General features: G+C 61.5%; 14 protein-coding genes. 6 read left to right on the top strand and 8 right to left on the bottom strand.

Annotation, left to right across the window (positions count from 1 at the left end; all coding sequences use genetic code 11):
* Positions 1-112: 112 nt before the first annotated feature.
* Positions 113-1,081 carry an aldose 1-epimerase gene (locus EIH27_RS02300; protein ID WP_164461576.1) on the bottom strand — a complete coding sequence of 323 codons (969 nt, stop codon included), beginning with the start codon at positions 1,079-1,081 and terminating at the stop codon, positions 113-115.
* A 10-nt stretch (positions 1,082-1,091) separates the two neighbouring features.
* Entirely contained in the window at positions 1,092-4,010 is a 2,919-nt protein-coding gene (locus EIH27_RS02295; RefSeq protein WP_124039367.1) for a leucine--tRNA ligase, read from the bottom strand.
* Positions 4,011-4,165: 155 nt separating this feature from the next.
* On the opposite strand from EIH27_RS02295, the gene EIH27_RS02290 reads away from it, so the two are divergent.
* Complete coding sequence (locus EIH27_RS02290) at positions 4,166-4,606, top strand: HIT family protein (RefSeq protein WP_124039366.1); 441 nt, start codon at positions 4,166-4,168, stop codon at positions 4,604-4,606.
* A gap of 112 nt (positions 4,607-4,718) precedes the next feature.
* Here EIH27_RS02290 and EIH27_RS02285 read toward each other — a convergent pair whose 3' ends face one another.
* Both EIH27_RS02285 and EIH27_RS02280 read right to left on the bottom strand, forming a co-directional pair.
* Entirely contained in the window at positions 4,719-5,375 is a 657-nt protein-coding gene (locus EIH27_RS02285) for a vitamin K epoxide reductase family protein (protein WP_164461575.1), read from the bottom strand.
* A complete protein-coding gene (locus EIH27_RS02280; RefSeq protein ID WP_124039364.1) occupies positions 5,365-6,183 on the bottom strand; it encodes an HAD-IIB family hydrolase in 819 nt (272 codons plus the stop codon). The genes EIH27_RS02285 and EIH27_RS02280 overlap by 11 nt, the downstream gene beginning before the upstream one ends.
* 346 nt (positions 6,184-6,529) lie before the next feature.
* Here EIH27_RS02280 and EIH27_RS02275 point away from each other — a divergent pair, with 346 nt between their 5' ends.
* The 3 genes from EIH27_RS02275 (at position 6,530) to EIH27_RS02265 (ending at position 9,391) form a co-directional block, all read left to right on the top strand.
* The gene (locus EIH27_RS02275; RefSeq protein WP_124039363.1) at positions 6,530-7,573 is read left to right on the top strand and encodes a methionine ABC transporter ATP-binding protein; all 1,044 of its coding nucleotides are present in this window, start codon (positions 6,530-6,532) and stop codon (positions 7,571-7,573) included.
* Positions 7,570-8,286, top strand: a complete 717-nt coding sequence (locus tag EIH27_RS02270; RefSeq protein WP_124039362.1) for a methionine ABC transporter permease — start codon at positions 7,570-7,572, stop codon at positions 8,284-8,286. The genes EIH27_RS02275 and EIH27_RS02270 overlap by 4 nt, the downstream gene beginning before the upstream one ends.
* A gap of 274 nt (positions 8,287-8,560) precedes the next feature.
* Positions 8,561-9,391 carry a MetQ/NlpA family ABC transporter substrate-binding protein gene (locus tag EIH27_RS02265; protein ID WP_124039361.1) on the top strand — a complete coding sequence of 277 codons (831 nt, stop codon included), beginning with the start codon at positions 8,561-8,563 and terminating at the stop codon, positions 9,389-9,391.
* Between the two features lie 89 nt (positions 9,392-9,480).
* Here the strand turns inward: EIH27_RS02265 and EIH27_RS02260 are convergent, their stop codons facing one another.
* Entirely contained in the window at positions 9,481-10,728 is a 1,248-nt protein-coding gene (locus EIH27_RS02260; protein WP_241152936.1) for an NAD(P)/FAD-dependent oxidoreductase, read from the bottom strand.
* A gap of 320 nt (positions 10,729-11,048) precedes the next feature.
* Between EIH27_RS02260 and EIH27_RS02255 the strand changes: the two genes are divergently transcribed.
* A complete protein-coding gene (locus EIH27_RS02255) occupies positions 11,049-11,723 on the top strand; it encodes a Crp/Fnr family transcriptional regulator (protein WP_206424856.1) in 675 nt (224 codons plus the stop codon).
* On the opposite strand, the gene EIH27_RS02250 is transcribed toward EIH27_RS02255, so the two are convergent.
* Together EIH27_RS02250 and EIH27_RS02245 are read right to left on the bottom strand one after the other, a co-directional pair.
* Entirely contained in the window at positions 11,673-13,658 is a 1,986-nt protein-coding gene (locus EIH27_RS02250; RefSeq protein WP_124039359.1) for a heavy metal translocating P-type ATPase, read from the bottom strand. The genes EIH27_RS02255 and EIH27_RS02250 overlap by 51 nt on opposite strands.
* Complete coding sequence (locus EIH27_RS02245; protein WP_124039358.1) at positions 13,659-13,886, bottom strand: heavy-metal-associated domain-containing protein; 228 nt, start codon at positions 13,884-13,886, stop codon at positions 13,659-13,661.
* Between the two features lie 219 nt (positions 13,887-14,105).
* Here EIH27_RS02245 and EIH27_RS02240 point away from each other — a divergent pair, with 219 nt between their 5' ends.
* Positions 14,106-14,516, top strand: a complete 411-nt coding sequence (locus EIH27_RS02240) for a DoxX family membrane protein (protein ID WP_124039357.1) — start codon at positions 14,106-14,108, stop codon at positions 14,514-14,516.
* Positions 14,517-14,578: 62 nt separating this feature from the next.
* Here the strand turns inward: EIH27_RS02240 and EIH27_RS02235 are convergent, their stop codons facing one another.
* Positions 14,579-16,447: a heavy metal translocating P-type ATPase gene (locus EIH27_RS02235; protein WP_124039356.1), complete on the bottom strand. Its 1,869-nt coding sequence runs from the start codon at positions 16,445-16,447 to the stop codon at positions 14,579-14,581.
* Positions 16,448-16,509 lie beyond the last annotated feature (62 nt).

Raw genomic sequence — 16,509 nt, 5'->3', positions numbered from 1 at the left:
CATGCTGGCCACCACTCGGCCACGTCGTCAGCCGCGCTCGCTACCTGTGCATAATGACGCCGCCCCGCATTCTGTGCACACCGCGGGGCGGCGCCGTGTAGCCGCCTATATCCTAGCGGTCCTCCCGCAGCGGCACCGTCAGCGTGGCGGTGAGGGTCCGGACCTTCCCAGCCCCCAGGGACAACCGCGGAGTCTGTTCAGGGCGGTTAAAGGCGTTAGCAGAGGCCGAAGCCGGTGCGATAACCAGGGAACGCTGCCCGGCCGTGCTACCGGCAGCCTCAACGCGAACGTACGGTGCTTCACTCGGTTCCTGCGTGAGTTCCACGCGATCCCCGCTCTCCGCATTCGTGGCGGTAGTGCTCACCACACCGTCGGCACGCGGGACCAGACTGGTGAACGTAGCCGTCACGTCCTTGCGCCCCAGGTATCCGTATACCAGAGGGGAGGTGATCCCGGTGAGCGCAAGATCCCCGGGAATCGGTACGCCCCGCGGATCCGAGGCAAGCCGCGTGCGCGCGGGAATCCGCAGGCCAATATTGGCCACGTCCTCAATGCCCGGCACGCATATCGATGGACGCCAGCCGATAGCCACCGGTGCGGGCGTGCTCGATTCATTGGTCACCGTGACGCTCACCGACAAATGCGCGGCCCGGCCCGCATCTGTCACGCCCTCTTCCAATGAGTACACCACGGAGAGGGCCAGCTTCCACGGGTAGGAATCCACCCCGCCTACACGGCCCTTGAGGAACAGCGCATTGCCAGCAGCGGAACCGGAGAAATCCACGCTTCCGGCCAGTCCGCCCGCTGCGTCCTCCGCTACGTCATAACGCCGCCCATTAAAGGTATAGCCGTCCGACATCGGCCCCACCCACGGCGCCTCAATCAGGTTTTTACGCTCCTTACCGTCGATCACGCCGGCCGCATCCGCATAGCTATCAATCAGCTCAAGATGCTCTGCCGGTTGCCAGGACAGCAGTGTCGCGCCCCGTTCTGCTACGAGAGCGGTGGAGCCGTCGTCGGAAAAAATCCTCCACGCAGGGAGTCCATCGAAACGCTCCGGGCGCACAGATGCGTCATTCATAACACCCTCCTTAGGGAACGATATTAATGAGCTTGGGCAGGCGAACGATAATCTTTCGCGGTTCGCCATCGAGATGACGCTGCACCTTTTCACTGCCGAGCGCCAACGCCGTGAGCTCCTCCTCCGTGATATCCGGACTCACCTGGAAACGATCCCGCAGCTTGCCCTTCACCTGCACCACAGCCGTCACCTGCTCCTGCTCAAGCAGCGAGGGGTCCGTGACCGTCGGGAATGGTTCCCGCGCCAACGACGCCGGATGGCCCAGCTTCGACCAGAGTTCTTCGCACACGTGCGGCGCCACCGGCGACAGCATAAGAATGAGCGGCTCCACCGCCTCCCGCGGCACGCGCTCCAGCGACGTGAGGTGATTGTTGAGGATAATGAGCTTGGAAATCGCCGTGTTGATGCGCATTGCCTCATACTCCTCGGTCACCTCCTTGATGGTGCGTGCCACCAGCCGTGCCGTCTCATGGCTGGGTGCCTCATCGGTCACCGTAACGTCACCGGTTTCCTCATCGACTACGTTTCGCCACAGTCGCTGCAGGAATCGCTGCGAGCCGGCCACCGCACGCGTATTCCACGGGCGAGAAACATCCAACGGCCCCATGGACATCTCATACACGCGGAACGTATCCGCGCCGTACTGATCCACCATGGATTCCGGGGTGATGATGTTCTTGAGGGACTTGCCCATCTTCCCGTATTCACGGTTGACCAGCTGACCCTGATACGTCCAGGTGGTGTTACCTTCCGCATCCGTCTGCTCGACGACGTCCTCCGCCGGTACGTACGCCCCACGCGCGTCCGTGTACGCGTAGGCCTGTATGTAGCCCTGGTTGAAGAGGGAATGGAACGGCTCCGAGGAAGAGACATAACCGAGGTCATAGAGGACCTTGTGCCAGAACCGCGAATAGAGCAGGTGAAGCACCGCGTGTTCCACACCGCCCACGTACAGGTCCACGCCGCCGGACACGTTGCTTTTCTCGGGGCGCGGTCCCATCCAGTAGGCCTCATTTGCCGGGGAGCAGAAAGCATCCGGATTCTTCGGATCCGCATAGCGCAGTTCATACCAGCACGAACCCGCCCACTGCGGCATTGTATTGGTTTCGCGGCGATACTTGCGCGGCCCATCCCCGAGGTCCGCGGTCACCTCCACCCAATCGGAGGCCTTGGCCAGCGGCGGCGTGGGCTCCGAATCCGCATCATCCGGATCAAAGGAAACCGGCGCGTAGTCCTTCACCTCCGGTAGTTCCACCGGAAGCTGGTCCGCCGGCACCGTGTGGGGCACACCGTCCTCATCCCAAAGAATAGGGAACGGTTCACCCCAGTACCGCTGCCGAGAGAAGAGCCAATCACGAAGCCGATAGGTGGTGGCTGCCTCGCCTACCCCGCGTTCCTGCAGCCAAGCGGTTGTGGCCGCGATGGCCTCCTGCTTGGACTTGCCGTTGAGGTCAAGAGAATCATTGGCCGAATTCACCATGACGCCATCGCCCGTGTAGGCGGACTCGGTGAGGTCCGGTCCCTCAGGATCATCGGCCGGGCCGATCACGCGGATAATGTCCAGGTGGTACTTGGTGGCGAAAGCCCAGTCGCGGTCATCGTGCGCCGGGACGGCCATAATTGCGCCCGTGCCGTAGCCGGTAAGCACGTAGTCCGCCACAAAAATGGGCACCTGGGCGCCGTTCACCGGATCAATACCGTACAGGCCGGAGAACACGCCCGTTTTTGTACGGCCCTCATCGGTGCGCTCGGTCTCGGACTTGCGCGCCGCTTCCGCACGGTAGGCAGCCACGGCTTCCACCGGGTTCGCGTATCCGCCGGTCCACTCCTCACGGGTACCCTCCGGCCACTCGGCGGGAACACGCAACGCAGCGGCGTCGTCAGACTTGCCCGGCTCCGTGCCACCCAGCAGTTCATGTTCCGGAGCAACCGCCATGAACGTGGCACCAAACAGTGTGTCCGGGCGGGTGGTGTATACCTCCAGCGATTCCACGCCACCATCCACGTTTACCTCAAAGCGAACCCGGGCGCCATGGGAGCGGCCAATCCAGTTGGTCTGCATAGTGCGGACCTTCTCCGGCCAATTAATGGTGTCCAGATCATCGATGAGACGATCCGCGTAGGCGGTGATGCGCATCATCCACTGCTTGAGATTGCGGTGGAACACAGGGAAATTACCGCGTTCGGAGCGGCCGTCCGCCGTTACTTCTTCGTTCGCCAGCACGGTTCCCAGGCCGGGCGCCCAGTTGACGGGCGCTTCCGAGATGTAGGCCAGACGGTACTGGGAGAGGATATCCTCCTGCTCCCGCGGAGTGAGATCAGCCCACGCACGGCCATCCGGTGTGGGACGCTCGCCGGTGGCGAATTTCGCCTCAAGCTCGGAGATGGGGCGCGCGGCACCCTTGCCGCGTCCGTCTCGGCGTGGGGCCTCCGGATCAAACCAGGAGTTGAAAATCTGCTCGAAAATCCATTGCGTCCAATGCACGTAATCCGCATCCGTGGTGGCAAAGGAGCGCCGCGAGTCATGGCTGAGGCCCAGCAATCGAAGCTGGGAGCGCATATTCGCGATGTTCTGCTCGGTGGTGATTCGCGGATGCTGCCCGGTTTGGACGGCATACTGCTCCGCCGGCAGGCCAAAGGCGTCATAGCCCATGGTGTAGAGAACGTTTTCACCCTTCATACGGTGATATCGCGCCACCGTATCCGTGGCGATATAGCCAAGCGGATGGCCCACGTGGAGGCCCTTCCCGGACGGATACGGGAACATGTCCTGAACAAAAAACTTTTCGCCGCTGGTATCCCCCGCTAGCGCACCCTCCGGGTTTGCCGCATAGAAGGTACCTTCCTGCTCCCAACGCTCCTGCCAGGACTCTTCAATCTGGCGGGCCCGATCGGGGGTGTAGCGATAGTTCACCGCTTCATCTGCCACGTGGACTCCTTTCGAATCTGTCTCATGCTACCGCCGGCTTCCGACACGCTGCCGTGCGGTCCAAAAAAAGAGACCCGCCCCTCCACTTTCCCGGACTGTGGGCGCACGCTTCCACGCGGTTAGGCACAGTCTTCTCGCACCGTTAGGGTAAAGGCATGAGCGTTTTCACGAAGATTATTGCCGGTGAGATTCCCGGCCGTTTTGTCTGGTCTGATCCGTCCGCCGTAGCGTTCGCCGATGTCGAGCCGCATCGTCCCGGGCACGTGCTGGTGGTGCCACGGCAGGAGATCGATAAGTTCACGGATCTCGACGACGATCTAGCAGCCCACCTGTTCATCGTGGCGAAGCGCATCGGTAACGCGCAGATCGAAGCGTTCGGGGTGCCTCGCGCCATGATGGTGATCGCCGGCCTCGGCGTGCCACACACGCACCTCCATGTGATTCCCGCAGAGAGCGAGAAGGCAATAGGTTTTGACCAGGCCCGCAAGAACGTACCCGGCGAAGAGCTGGATGCAGATATGGAGAAACTTCGGGCAGCACTCAGGAATCAGGGCTGGGGCGAATTCGTTCCCAAAGACCTGCACACACTCGCCTAACAAAAGTGGTGCAGCGCCTAAACACCATGCGCTGCACCCTCCATGCGCACGTCATTGCGACGCCGTGCTTACGCGATCGCCACGCAGCTGCGCCGGGTGCGCGTGGCCGAGCCTAGAAGACTTGGCCCCACTCGTTCCAAAAGGCACCCACCACGACTGCAATAAGCGCAAAGTACACGGCCCCGGTGATCCACCAGCGATACCGCGCGGCTCCCGCCGGGCCGGGAATGTAACCGGCGCTCATGGAGCGCGTCCACGTGTGCACCACCATAGGAATGGTGACGGTCCACACCACCATGCACCAGGGGCACAGCGCGCGCTCCACGGCTACGGAGAGCGTGACAAAAACGAGCACAAATAAGATGCTGCCAAGCATGCCCAGATTCATCAGCCACCAGAGCCAGCGCGCAAAACGACCACCGGCAACGATCACCAGTCCCAGCGCGAGGAATCCGGCAAAGAAGGCCGCACCAAGGAGTGCATTGGGAATGTCACCCACCAGTGTGTTTATAGGTAAATCAAAGAACTTAGAGCACCCAATGAGCGGGTTAAGATCGCAAAGCAGCGCCTGGCCCGGGTTCTGGAAATAGACGATTTCCGAATAGATCAATTCCAGTGATGCCAGCAGTCCCAAAGCCGCACAAATAATGAGGAGTATGCCGTAACTCCGACCGGGTTCTGTCCTTTTCACCTCACGCCGGCTCTGCGCCGCAAGGTAAGCCTCCACATCGGCGTCGGACATGGCATCAATATCCGCACTACCTATCATTTTTGTTCTCCTGCACCCGATCGACGTAGCTGCGCACAAACTCGGCGGTATCCTCCCAACCCGTGACCGCATGGGTGGCAATGCCCAGCCGCGTAACCGGGAAATCATTGCCGTCCGGATCCAGCCGGTCACCTACGAAGAGCATGCGAGCAATAGGAATACCGGTTTGCTCGGAAAGCGCCGCGATGCCATACGCCTTGTCCACGCCCTTGCGTGTCACGTCCACCGACGTGGAGCCACCGGAACGCACCTCGAGGTCCGGGACACGTGCGGCGACGGCGTCGCGCAGAGCGGCCTTCTTCTCTCCCGTCGGATCCCAGGCGCGTTTCGCTTCAAGCGGAGCAGACTGTCCCAGCGCGGAGAACGTGACCTGCGAGCCGCGATCCTCCAGAATATCTCCCCAGTGATGCTCCTCCCAGAGCCCCAGGCGCCGTGCCTCCCCCTCGAGAGCCGCCAGCGTGCGCGTCCGCTCGGAGGCCGTGAGGTTGTGCTCATAGAGCGTTTGCCAGCTTCCTTCTACAAAACGTAGGTAGCGCGTACCACAGGTGGGGAGCAGATGAAGCCGCGCCAATTCCTCCGGCGTTCCGCCCAAACCAGCGAGGAGCTGTGATTCAAACTGGCCAAAACGCCCACCGGAAATAACGGCTACCTGGCTCACCTCTAGCAATCGGCGTAGTTCTACTGCCATCCGAGCGGGTAGCGGCGATTTACTGGGCGCCAGCGTGTCATCTAAATCGAAAGCCACCAGCGCATAACCAGTGCACGCATCATTCGGCAGCGTATCCGAACGATCGCCGTTATTGCTCATGAGCATCCTTTCCCTCACCGCCCATCCTGTGCGGTATAACGCTACCAAGGCAGCCGCTAGCCGCCCATGCGATACAGCCAAACTAACGGGGTACCCCGCGGCCATCCGGACCGTACGATTACCCGGATACCTATATCGAGACGGCCGGGCCGAGGTAGCATCCGAAACAGAGCGTGAAACTCATCTATGCGCGTCATGCATACAGGCTCGCATACCCCTCCGACACGGAATTTTGCATCAACGCCTACCATGCCACCCGCCTCCGCCATGTCCACATGATGGTTACCCGGCGGCACCGCCCTCAAGAACCGGTACCCTGGGAGCGTTCCGACCGGAGGAGTACCACGTGATTGAGCTGAGCGGTGTTACCAAGCGATTCCCGCGCCGCAACCAACCGGACGTTGTAGCGCTGGACAATATCAGCCTCACCGTACCCACCGGCCAAATTCACGCAATAGTGGGGCAATCTGGCGCCGGTAAATCCACTCTGATTCGTTGTATCACCGCACTTGAGCAGCCCACCACGGGAAGCATTTCCATCGACGGCCAACCCATTACGGGCCTGTCCGCCGCCGGCCTACGCGATGTACGCCGCAAAATCGCCATGGTGTTTCAAGGCGGGAACCTGCTGGATCAGCGTACGGCCGGCGCAAACGTGGCCTATCCCATGGCCATTGCGGGGGTACCGAAAGAGCAGCGCCGCGGCCGCGTGGAGGAGCTCCTCGGGCTGGTAGGCCTGGCGGACCGAGCTCATGCCTACCCCAGCGAGCTCTCCGGCGGGCAGCGACAGCGTGTTGCTATTGCACGTGCGCTCGCCACCACCCCGGATGTACTGGTGTGTGACGAACCGACCTCGGCCCTCGATACCGCCACAACAGATCAGATTCTCAATCTTCTGCGCACGGTCCGCGACCGCTACGGCATCACCATTCTGATCATTACCCACGAAATGGCCGTGGTACGGAAAATTGCCGACGCCGTTACCCTCCTACAGAACGGCCGTGCCATCAGCTCCGGCACCCTCACCTCCATACTTTCGGACATGAATTCGCCTCTGGCACGGCGTCTCGTTCCCCTGCCCTCAATCGGCACAAACCCGAATGGCACCGTTGTGGACATTGCCTTCACGGCTACCCCCGGAGAACCAAATGGGTCACGCGCCATTGATCTCGCCACTCGGCTCGGTGCAGATATTGCGGCAGGCTCTTTTGAGTCGCTACCCGAGATCCAGTTTGCGCGCCTCGCCCTGGTGTTCCCAGCTTCGGAAGTGGATCACGCCGTCGCCCAGCTTTCACATGCTGGACTAGCACCCACCGTGCGGCAAGCACCCGTGGCAGAATCATCCTCAAGCGGCGACACCGCCGCCATCGAGGAAGGAGATGCCGAATGATTCTGGAAGCATCTGTGCATCTAGCAAACGGCACACTCCTCGCGGACGGTACCTGGTTCCAAAGTCCAGCAATCCAACAGAATCTCCTTGCCGCCACCGGCGAAACATTGGCCATGGTGGCCGTTTCCACGCTCGTGGCCGCAATCATTGGCCTACTACTTGGCATGGCCCTGGTTGCCACGCAGCACGGTGGACTCTATGAGGATTCAGCCGTGCATTGGCTCCTTTCCGCCATCGTTAATATCGGGCGCGCCATCCCATTCATTATTGTGGTGTTCCTGCTTATTGATTTTTCCCGCTGGATCGCCGGCACCGGCCACACCTGGCAACAGTTCGCCGTACCTCTCACGCTTTCCGCAGCCCCGTATTTTGCGCGTCTCGTGGAATCGAATCTCATGGGCGTAGATCAGGGCAAGGTGGAAGCTGTACTGATGATGGGCGCCTCACGGCAGCGGGTGCTATGGGGTGTTCTCGTACGCGAAGCACTTCCCGCTTTGATCCAATCCATCACCATTCTTGCCGTCACCATCGTGGGCTACTCCGCTATGGCGGGGGCCGTGGGTGGCGGTGGCCTTGGCGCCATGGCTCAAACGGCCGGCTACTACAACCGGAACTATGACGTGCTCACCATCGTGGTGGTGCTCCTCGTCGCCATAGTGATGCTTATCCAGTGGCTGGGTGACATGCTCAGCCGGCTGGTAGATCACCGCTGAGGAACTACCCGCCGGCTAAACGGAAAGCCCACCGGCTTTGCGCCACGTGCGCCACGGGCCTCAGCGCGGGTTATCCCGCCGCTCCCCGACCACAGGAGCATAATCACCATCGCCGTGTACGTATGTCACGCACTAAACCGCGCGAAAACGCGGCACCTAACCGGCGCACTACGTCACGCTTCGACGTCGTACAACACGTACCCGCTACGTCACGCACGAGCGCCACGGCTACCATCCGCGTACCCGGCCACACCACGTAGTAGAAAGCATCCTCATGATTAAGAAAATTGCACTCGGCCTCGCCACCGCAGCCCTCGCACTTGCCGGCTGCTCCTCGAATGCGTCCTCGGGCGCCTCGGAATCCGCTGGTTCGGATACCACCATCGTGGTGGGCGCAAGCCCTACCCCGCAGAAGCAGATCCTCGAATTTGTGCAGAAGAACCTGGCGGAAAAAGCCGGCATCAATATCGAAATCCGCGAGTATCAGGATTACGTACAGCCCAACCAGGCGCTTAACGACGGCGAGATCGACGCCAATTACTTCCAGCACGTCCCCTACTTCAACGAGGACACCAAGGAGCGCGGTTTCTCGACACTCACCCACGGTGAGGGGATCCATTTGGAGCCCTACGGCGTCTATTCGAACAAGATTAAGGATCTCAAGGATTTGCCGGATGGTGCGGTTGTTGCCATCACAAACGACCCGTCCAATCAGGCCCGCGCACTCGAATTGCTGCAGGACAACGGGATTATCAAGCTGAAGGACGTAGACGCACCCACGATCTATGACCTGGCCGAAAACCCGAAGAACATCACGTTCCGTGAGGCAGACGCCCCCTCGGTGCCGAAGCTTCTCCCCGACGTCGACATCGCCATCGTCAACGGTAATTTCGCCCTCCAGAACGGCCTGACCCCCTCGAAGGATGCGATTTACACCGAAAAGACCGAGGGCAACCCCTACGCCAACGTGTTGGCATGGAACAAGAACGAATCTGAGGGCAAGCTTGCCTCCATCGCCAAGCTCGATGACCTGCTCCACTCCTCAGAGGTCAGCCAGTACATCAAGGAAACCTGGCCCGACGGCGAGGTCATCCCTGCGTTCTAGGGCAGAAAGGGCTTGATTTCAGCCCGAAATTACTCAATAAATGTGTGGGCGGCTCACTGCGAGCCGCCCACACATGCGCTAGTGCACCTTTACTCGTGATGCGCTGGCACCGGCTTATCAAGAGCTGCGGTCCCGTAGGGCTTCCCCTCGAGTACTCGCTGAGAGAACTGCTGGTAGTCGCCCATATTGAAGTCCCCGGCCTTGGACTGGAAAATATAGCGGGATGCCAGGTTGACGGCCGTCGCAAAGCGCTCACGCCAGGACTTCAGCTGCATCACATGGACACCCTGCCACACGATCCAGGCGGCCAGGCCATCCATGTGGGGCAGGTGCGGCAGTTCCGCCACCGCGTCGCCCGTGCCGATAAACGCCATGGTGCCCAGTTCCTGATATTCGAACGGCTCAATGGCGCGTCCATCCAATATGGCAGCAATATGACGTGCCACGTGGCGGCCAGTCTGCAGTGCCGGCTGCGCCAGTTGCGGCAATCCGCGCTCGCCAAATTGCGCCATATCACCCGCGGCGTACACGCCTTCCACGCCGATGACGCGCATGTGATCATCCACCGGAATACGGCCGCGGCGTCCCTGCGGAATGCCCCAGTCACCGACTGCCTTTTCCACGCCCACACCGGAGGACCAGATGACCATATTGGCGTCATACCAGGTTTCTTCTTTGGTCTGGCTGTCCTGCAGCTTAATACGGCCCTCTTCCACCGCCTTCACGGCCTTGCCCAGCCACAGCTCCACCCCGCGAGCACGAAGTGCTGCCGCGGCGCGCTGCTGGGTATCCTCCGCGAAGGGACCCAGCACAGTTGGTGCCATATCCACCAGATCGATTTCCACCTGGCTTGGATCCAGTGCCGGATAAAGCGTGTTCAGAATGTCATTGCGAATTTCGGCGAGGGAACCGGCCGTTTCCACGCCCGTGGGGCCGCCACCCGCCACGATCACGCGGAAATGATCGGTGGATTCGAGCGCATCGAGTCCATCAAGCAGCCCGTAGAAGCGATCACGAATATCCAGCGCCTGGTCCCGGCTGTACAGCGGAAGTGTGTGTTCCTCAGCACCCGGAATACCGAAGAAGGCGGCGTTCGTGCCACCGGCAAGCACAAGGTAGTCGTACTTCATGGAACGGCCATCCGTGAGCTCAATTGTTTTTTCATCGGTATTGACGTGGGCCAACTCGCCGAGCACGAACCGCGCATTTTTCACGGTAGAACGGGTGGAACGCAGGTAGAAGGTAATGTCCCCCGCATTGAGAGCACCGTTGGCAACCTGGAATAGAAGCGGCTTAAACGTGGAGTACGGATTACGATCGATAAGCGTGATCCGCACCGGAGCCTTACGAAGGTTACGAACGGCCGTAATCCCGGCGAAACCACCGCCAACCACACACGACGTGGGGCAGGTGTGAATTATTCTTAGTCATGACGTCAACGGTACTCGACCGATGAGTGATCGGCCACTCATTTCGCCAATTCTGGTGACCTTGTACCTACGTTACCTTCGTTCGACGTCGTATCATTCCGTGCAACTTTGTGCCACTGTTCTTTGTTCGACGCCGAAGCTCCCGCGCGTTTTCGTTTCGCGTTCCTGCGTGCCACACTGTCGCTATCAGCAGGCCGTGCTTCGTTGCGTGCGTAGGAGGAATTAGCGTGGTTAACGATCTATGCGTAGCGCATGTCCCTATCTTTCGACACCTGGACCGAAAGAGCCAAGAGCGCATTGCGACGGCCGCGCGTGCCTCGCAATTCGAACCGGGGGATATCATCTTTTCGCCCGATGCGCCCGAACCTAAGCTGCTGGTTATTCACGAGGGCCACGTGAAGATTTCGCACGTGAGCACGGACGGCCACACGCATCTGTTGCGCGTACTCGGTCCCGGTGATTTCGCGGGGGAAACAAATGTACTCACGGGTGAACGGCCTCGGCATTTTGCGACGGCCGTGGATAACGCCCGGATGTGCGTGTTCGGCCATCAGCAACTTATGGCACTACTGGGGGATTATCCGGCGGTGGCCGTCCGGATGCTGCGAGAGGTGAGCATGCGGCTCACGGCCACCGAATCGCGCCTGGAATCGTTGATCTCCGGCGATGTCGCCGCTCGCCTGGCCAGCTACCTGCTCTCTCTTCCCATGCACAAGGATCGGGTGACACTACCGCTGCCCAAGAAGGACATTGCCTCGCTACTGGACACCACGCCTGAATCCCTCTCGCGGCAACTGCGCCGCCTCGCGAATGGCGGCATTATTCGCGAGGCTGCGCAGCGGAGCATTGAGCTACTGGACATTGACGCGCTCCTGAATATCGCCGACGCGGCGGAGTCCTAGTCTAGCCTCGTCCACGTTGGCATCACTCGGGAGTGAACCACCAAACGTGGCGTCGTTCCCGCCATGTCCCGCCGCCTGCGCCCGGTGCTCCCGTGCCACGTTCCGGACCGGCCGGAGCAGCAGCATCGAATTGCCGATTACCGCGAGGATGCTTAATTCGTGCACCAGCATCCCGATGGCCATGGTGACGCCGCCCAGCAGCACGCCCACCAGCAGCAGGAGTACAACGGCGATGGCCAGGGCGACATTCACGCGCATGGTGCGCACGGTTCGCCGCGCGAGTTTGAAGGCTTCCGGGAGACGGTTGAGATTATCAGACATGAGCGCGATATCAGCCGTGTCAACGGCCACCGCGGTGCCAGCGCTCCCCATTGCCACCCCGACATCTGCTGTGGCCAGTGCCGGGGCATCATTGACACCGTCGCCCACCATCGCCACGATGTGCCCGCCACGCTGAAGCGCCGATACGGCCTCCAGCTTATCCTCGGGCAACAGTCCAGCCCGGTAGTCGTCAATCCCTAACTGGCCGGCCACGGTCCGAGCCACTCCGTTCACATCACCCGTGAGCATCACAGTCTTAATACCACGGGAGCGGAGGGCCGCGAGCGCTTCTCTCGCCTCTGGGCGTTCGGCGTCGGCGATACCAATGACGCCCATTACCATGTCATCCGCTACGACGAACACTGGCGTCGCCCCACGTGACTCAAAGCTAGCGGCAGCACCATCCAGGTTGCTCGGGATCTCGACGCCCATGCGTGCCACGAGCGCGTGGTTCCCCACACCGACCGTAAGGTCCTCAGCCCCGGCGATGATGCCCTCGCCGGGTACTGGGTCCACCTTGCTTGGCAAGTCCTGCGTGAAGCCGGCCTGCTGTGCAGCGGCAAGAATTGGCTGGGCGAGCGGATGTTCCGAACCAGCCTCGGCGACTGCCGCGAGCATGACAGTGCGCGCCGGGTCCTCACTCTCGATGGCCACCACGCTGGGGACGCCGACGGTTAGGGTGCCCGTCTTATCGAAGGCCACGGTGTCTACCTTGGCGGCGAGTTCAAGGTATTGGCCTCCCTTGATGAGCACGCCGTCGCGAGCGCCACGGCCAGTTCCTGCCACCACGCTGACGGGGATGGCGATAACGAGTGCGCCCGGGCAGGCGATGACAAGGAACGTGAGGGCGAGCGTCGGGTTGCCCGTGAGAATCCATGCGATAGCAGCAACTATCACGACGGCCGGGGTGTACCAGCGTGAAAAGCGGTCAATGAAACGGGCCGCGGGCAGCTTAGCGTCCTGTGCTTCCTCTACGCGGGTGACGATACGGGCGAGCGTGGTGCTCTTCCCCACCCCGGTGACACGTACTGTGAGCACTCCGGAGGCAAGCACGGTGCCGGCATATACCGAGTCCCCGTTCTGCTTCGAGGCGGGCGTAGATTCGCCGGTGATCATGGCTTCGGTGACCGCGCCGGTTCCGTGCTCCACGATTCCGTCTACGGGGACGGGCGCCCCGGGCTTGACTAATACGTGGTCCCCAATGACGACGTCGTATGTATCGATGGTCTGTTGCTTCCCGTCACGTAATACCACCGCTGTATCAGGCGCTGCATCAACCAGCGTGTCCAGCGCGGAGCGCGTGCGGGCGAGCGTCAGGTTCTCGAGAGCTCCACCGAAGGCGAAGAGGAAGGTCACGGCCGCAGCTTCCCAATAGTTGCCGAGAATAAGAGCACCCACGGCAGCGATGGTGACAAGGAGTTCGATCGAAGCCACCTTGGCCGTGAGTGCGCGGATTGCGCCGGCAGCCACGGGGTAGCCTGCAAACACGGCGGCGGTGATCATGAGTACGTTGTAGGCGGAGCCGCCTGGCGCCATCCACCCGGCCACGAAGGAGGCCAAGATGAGGAGGACGGCGCCGGCGGTTACACCCCAGGTATGGAGCCACTTCTTCATTTAGCGGCCCATAGGACGTGCGGAGTAGCCGGTCTTGGCAACCGTGTCGAGGATGGAGTCGGTGGAGGCAACCGCCGGATCATGCGTCACCTCAAAACGCGAAGTGGCGTAGTGGACGGTGGCATTCTCCACACCATCCATCTTCTTAAGTGCGCCCTCCGGCTTGGAGACGCAGGAGGGGCAGGCGAAGCCTTCAGCACGGAATTTGGTGGTGACGACGTTGCTCATGATGTTCCTTTCTCTCTGTGAACACCATGAAAGGTACGGATGAGCGGATGCTGGTACCTTGACGGGGATCAAGCCCGGCAGAGTCCCGTTCGCTCCCAGCGGCGCAACTAGAGGCGCGAAGGTGACATGATAAGAGGGACAAGCGCGAAATGCGCCAGTTTTGATTTGACGTCTGGACCTCACAGCGCCGCGCCGAATCACCAATAGATTGGACTGAGCATGTCTCTGAAGAATTTTGTCATTCGCTCACTCGTGGCCGCTCCGCTCATTGCTGGCGGCATTGGTGCTCGGAGCCACGCCGACCGCATTGCGCCGGCTCTCGAGGGTATGGCGGACAAGGTAAATGACACCACGGGCCTGAGCGTTACCGGTAAGCAGCTCGCTCTCCTTCACGCGGACACCCTGGCGCTCGGCGGGGCCACCATGGCCCTGGGCATTCTGCCGCGCCTTTCCGCGCTGGGGCTCCTGGCGAACCTGATTCCTACCACCGTTGTTGGCCACCCGTTCTGGAAGCACTCAGGGGCTGAATTCCAGGAGCACCTCACCGGGTTCCTTCGGAACGGCGCCTATGTGGGTGGCCTCCTCGCGGTGGCCACCGGTTCCCTGACAGCAAAGAAGGCAGCTAAGTAGCCTACTTTCACGGGGCGCCACGGGCCGGGCTCGTGGCGCCCTTTTTATGCCCGGGCATCGCCTCACCGGATCCCGGTCGCTAACCGCGCCCGGACCCGCACCTCGGCATCGCCCTCCTTCATGGACCGCAGCGCGTTAAGGATCGAGACCACATCCACCACCTCTTGTAACAGCGCGCCCACAATCGCTGGAATCACACCAAAAGCGGCCACCACCATCAGAACGACGGAGAGAACAATGCCCACCAGGATGGATTCCTTGGCCACCCTGAGCGTGTTCTGACCGATAGCTACGGCAACCGCAACCTTCGAAATGTCATCCTTCACGATTACCACGTCCGCGGTTTCGCTGGCGGCCGTGGAACCGCGAGCGCCCATTGCCACCCCAACGTCCGCCACGGCGAGTACCGGCGCGTCGTTGACGCCGTCGCCCACCATCATGACGGGCTTGGGCTCAGCCTCGCGTACGGCGCGCACTTTGTCCTCTGGGAGGAGTTCTGCTTCCACGTCCGTGATGCCGGTTTGCTGGGCGACGCGTGTGGCGGTGGCACCGGTGTCGCCGGTGAGCATCATGCGCTCCCGCACCCCGAGATCATCGAGTGCCGCGAGCGTGCACCCCGCGTTTGTGCGTACCGCATCCGCGAGTACGAGCGCCCCGGCGAAGCGGCCATCGATCGATACGTATACGGCGGTCTGACCGGCGTCGATTGCGGCGGGCGCCACCTCACCGGCATGTTCGGCCACGAATTTCCGATTCCCTACGATCACGCGTGCACCGTTGATGTGCGCGGTTATGCCCTTCGTGGCTACTTCCTGCGCGTCCGGTGCGGCCGCGAGTTTCAGTCCGCGTTCCTCAGCCGCTGCGCAGATGGGGGCCGCGAGTACGTGGACCGAATACTGTTCGGCGGACGCGGCCACACGCAGTAGCTCGTCCTCGCTCATCCCCATCGGCTGAATGCTTATCAACTGAGGCTTGCCGTACGTTAGTGTTCCGGTCTTATCAAAGGCGGCGGACTTAATGATGCCCAGGGTTTCAATGGTGCCACCGTTTTTCACGATGACGCCCTCCCCCGCCGCCCGTGACATGCCGCCCAGGAACGCCACCGGTGCCGCAATGAGCAGCGGACATGGTGTAGCCACTACCAGCACCTCGGCGAAACGTACCGGATCCCCGGCCACCACCCACGCGGCAATGCCAATGGCGTAGGCGATCACCGTGAACGGCACCGCGTATCTGTCCGCCAATCGCACCATGGGCGCGCGGCTTTCCGCCGCGCTGCGCACCAGGTCCAGGATGCGGGCGTACTGGGAATCGGCGGCACTCGCGGTGGCACGCAGCCGCACCGCTGTGGTGCCGTTGAGCGAACCGGAAAGTACCTCATCTCCCGTGTACTTTGTGACGGGGAGAGATTCGCCGGTGAGGGAGGAGAGATCAAACTCCGCGGCCGCGCTGTCCGTCCCGGCTACCATGACGCCGTCCACCGGCACCACCTCGGCGGGGCGTACCAGCACGGTGTCCCCGATGGCCACCTCCTGTACGGCGATATCCGTGAGCGACCCGTCTGCCTCCACGCGGTGAGCCACCTGTGGTGCGCGCTCAAGCAACGCGTGCAGGCTCCGGGTAGCGCGGCCGGACGCGTAATCCTCAAGCGCCTCCCCGCCCGTAATCATGAGGCACACCACGAGCGCGGCCAGGTATTCGCCCACCAGTAGCGTGGCCACAATGGCGCTCACCGCCAGAATATCGATACCCCAGTGTCCGGTCAGGAGGTCTCGTACCATCCCCACGGAAACACTGATGGCAACGGTCCCACCAACCACTATGGCTACCCATGCTTCGACGGTGGTGAGCCCCGTGAAGTGCGCGAGAACGTCCACGATCAGCGAGATCAGGGTGAGCGCCACCCACGGATACCTTCTTATGCGGTCCATCAGTCCTCCTTAGGGTCGCCCCTTGAAGAACTTATTTTCTCAACTATTTCCGCATGGCACTA

The organism is Neoactinobaculum massilliense, from assembly GCF_900604955.1.
GTDB lineage: Bacteria > Actinomycetota > Actinomycetes > Actinomycetales > Actinomycetaceae > Neoactinobaculum > Neoactinobaculum massilliense.
Note: the sequence above shows the minus strand (reverse complement) of the source record. Positions and strands in the feature narration are given on the sequence as shown.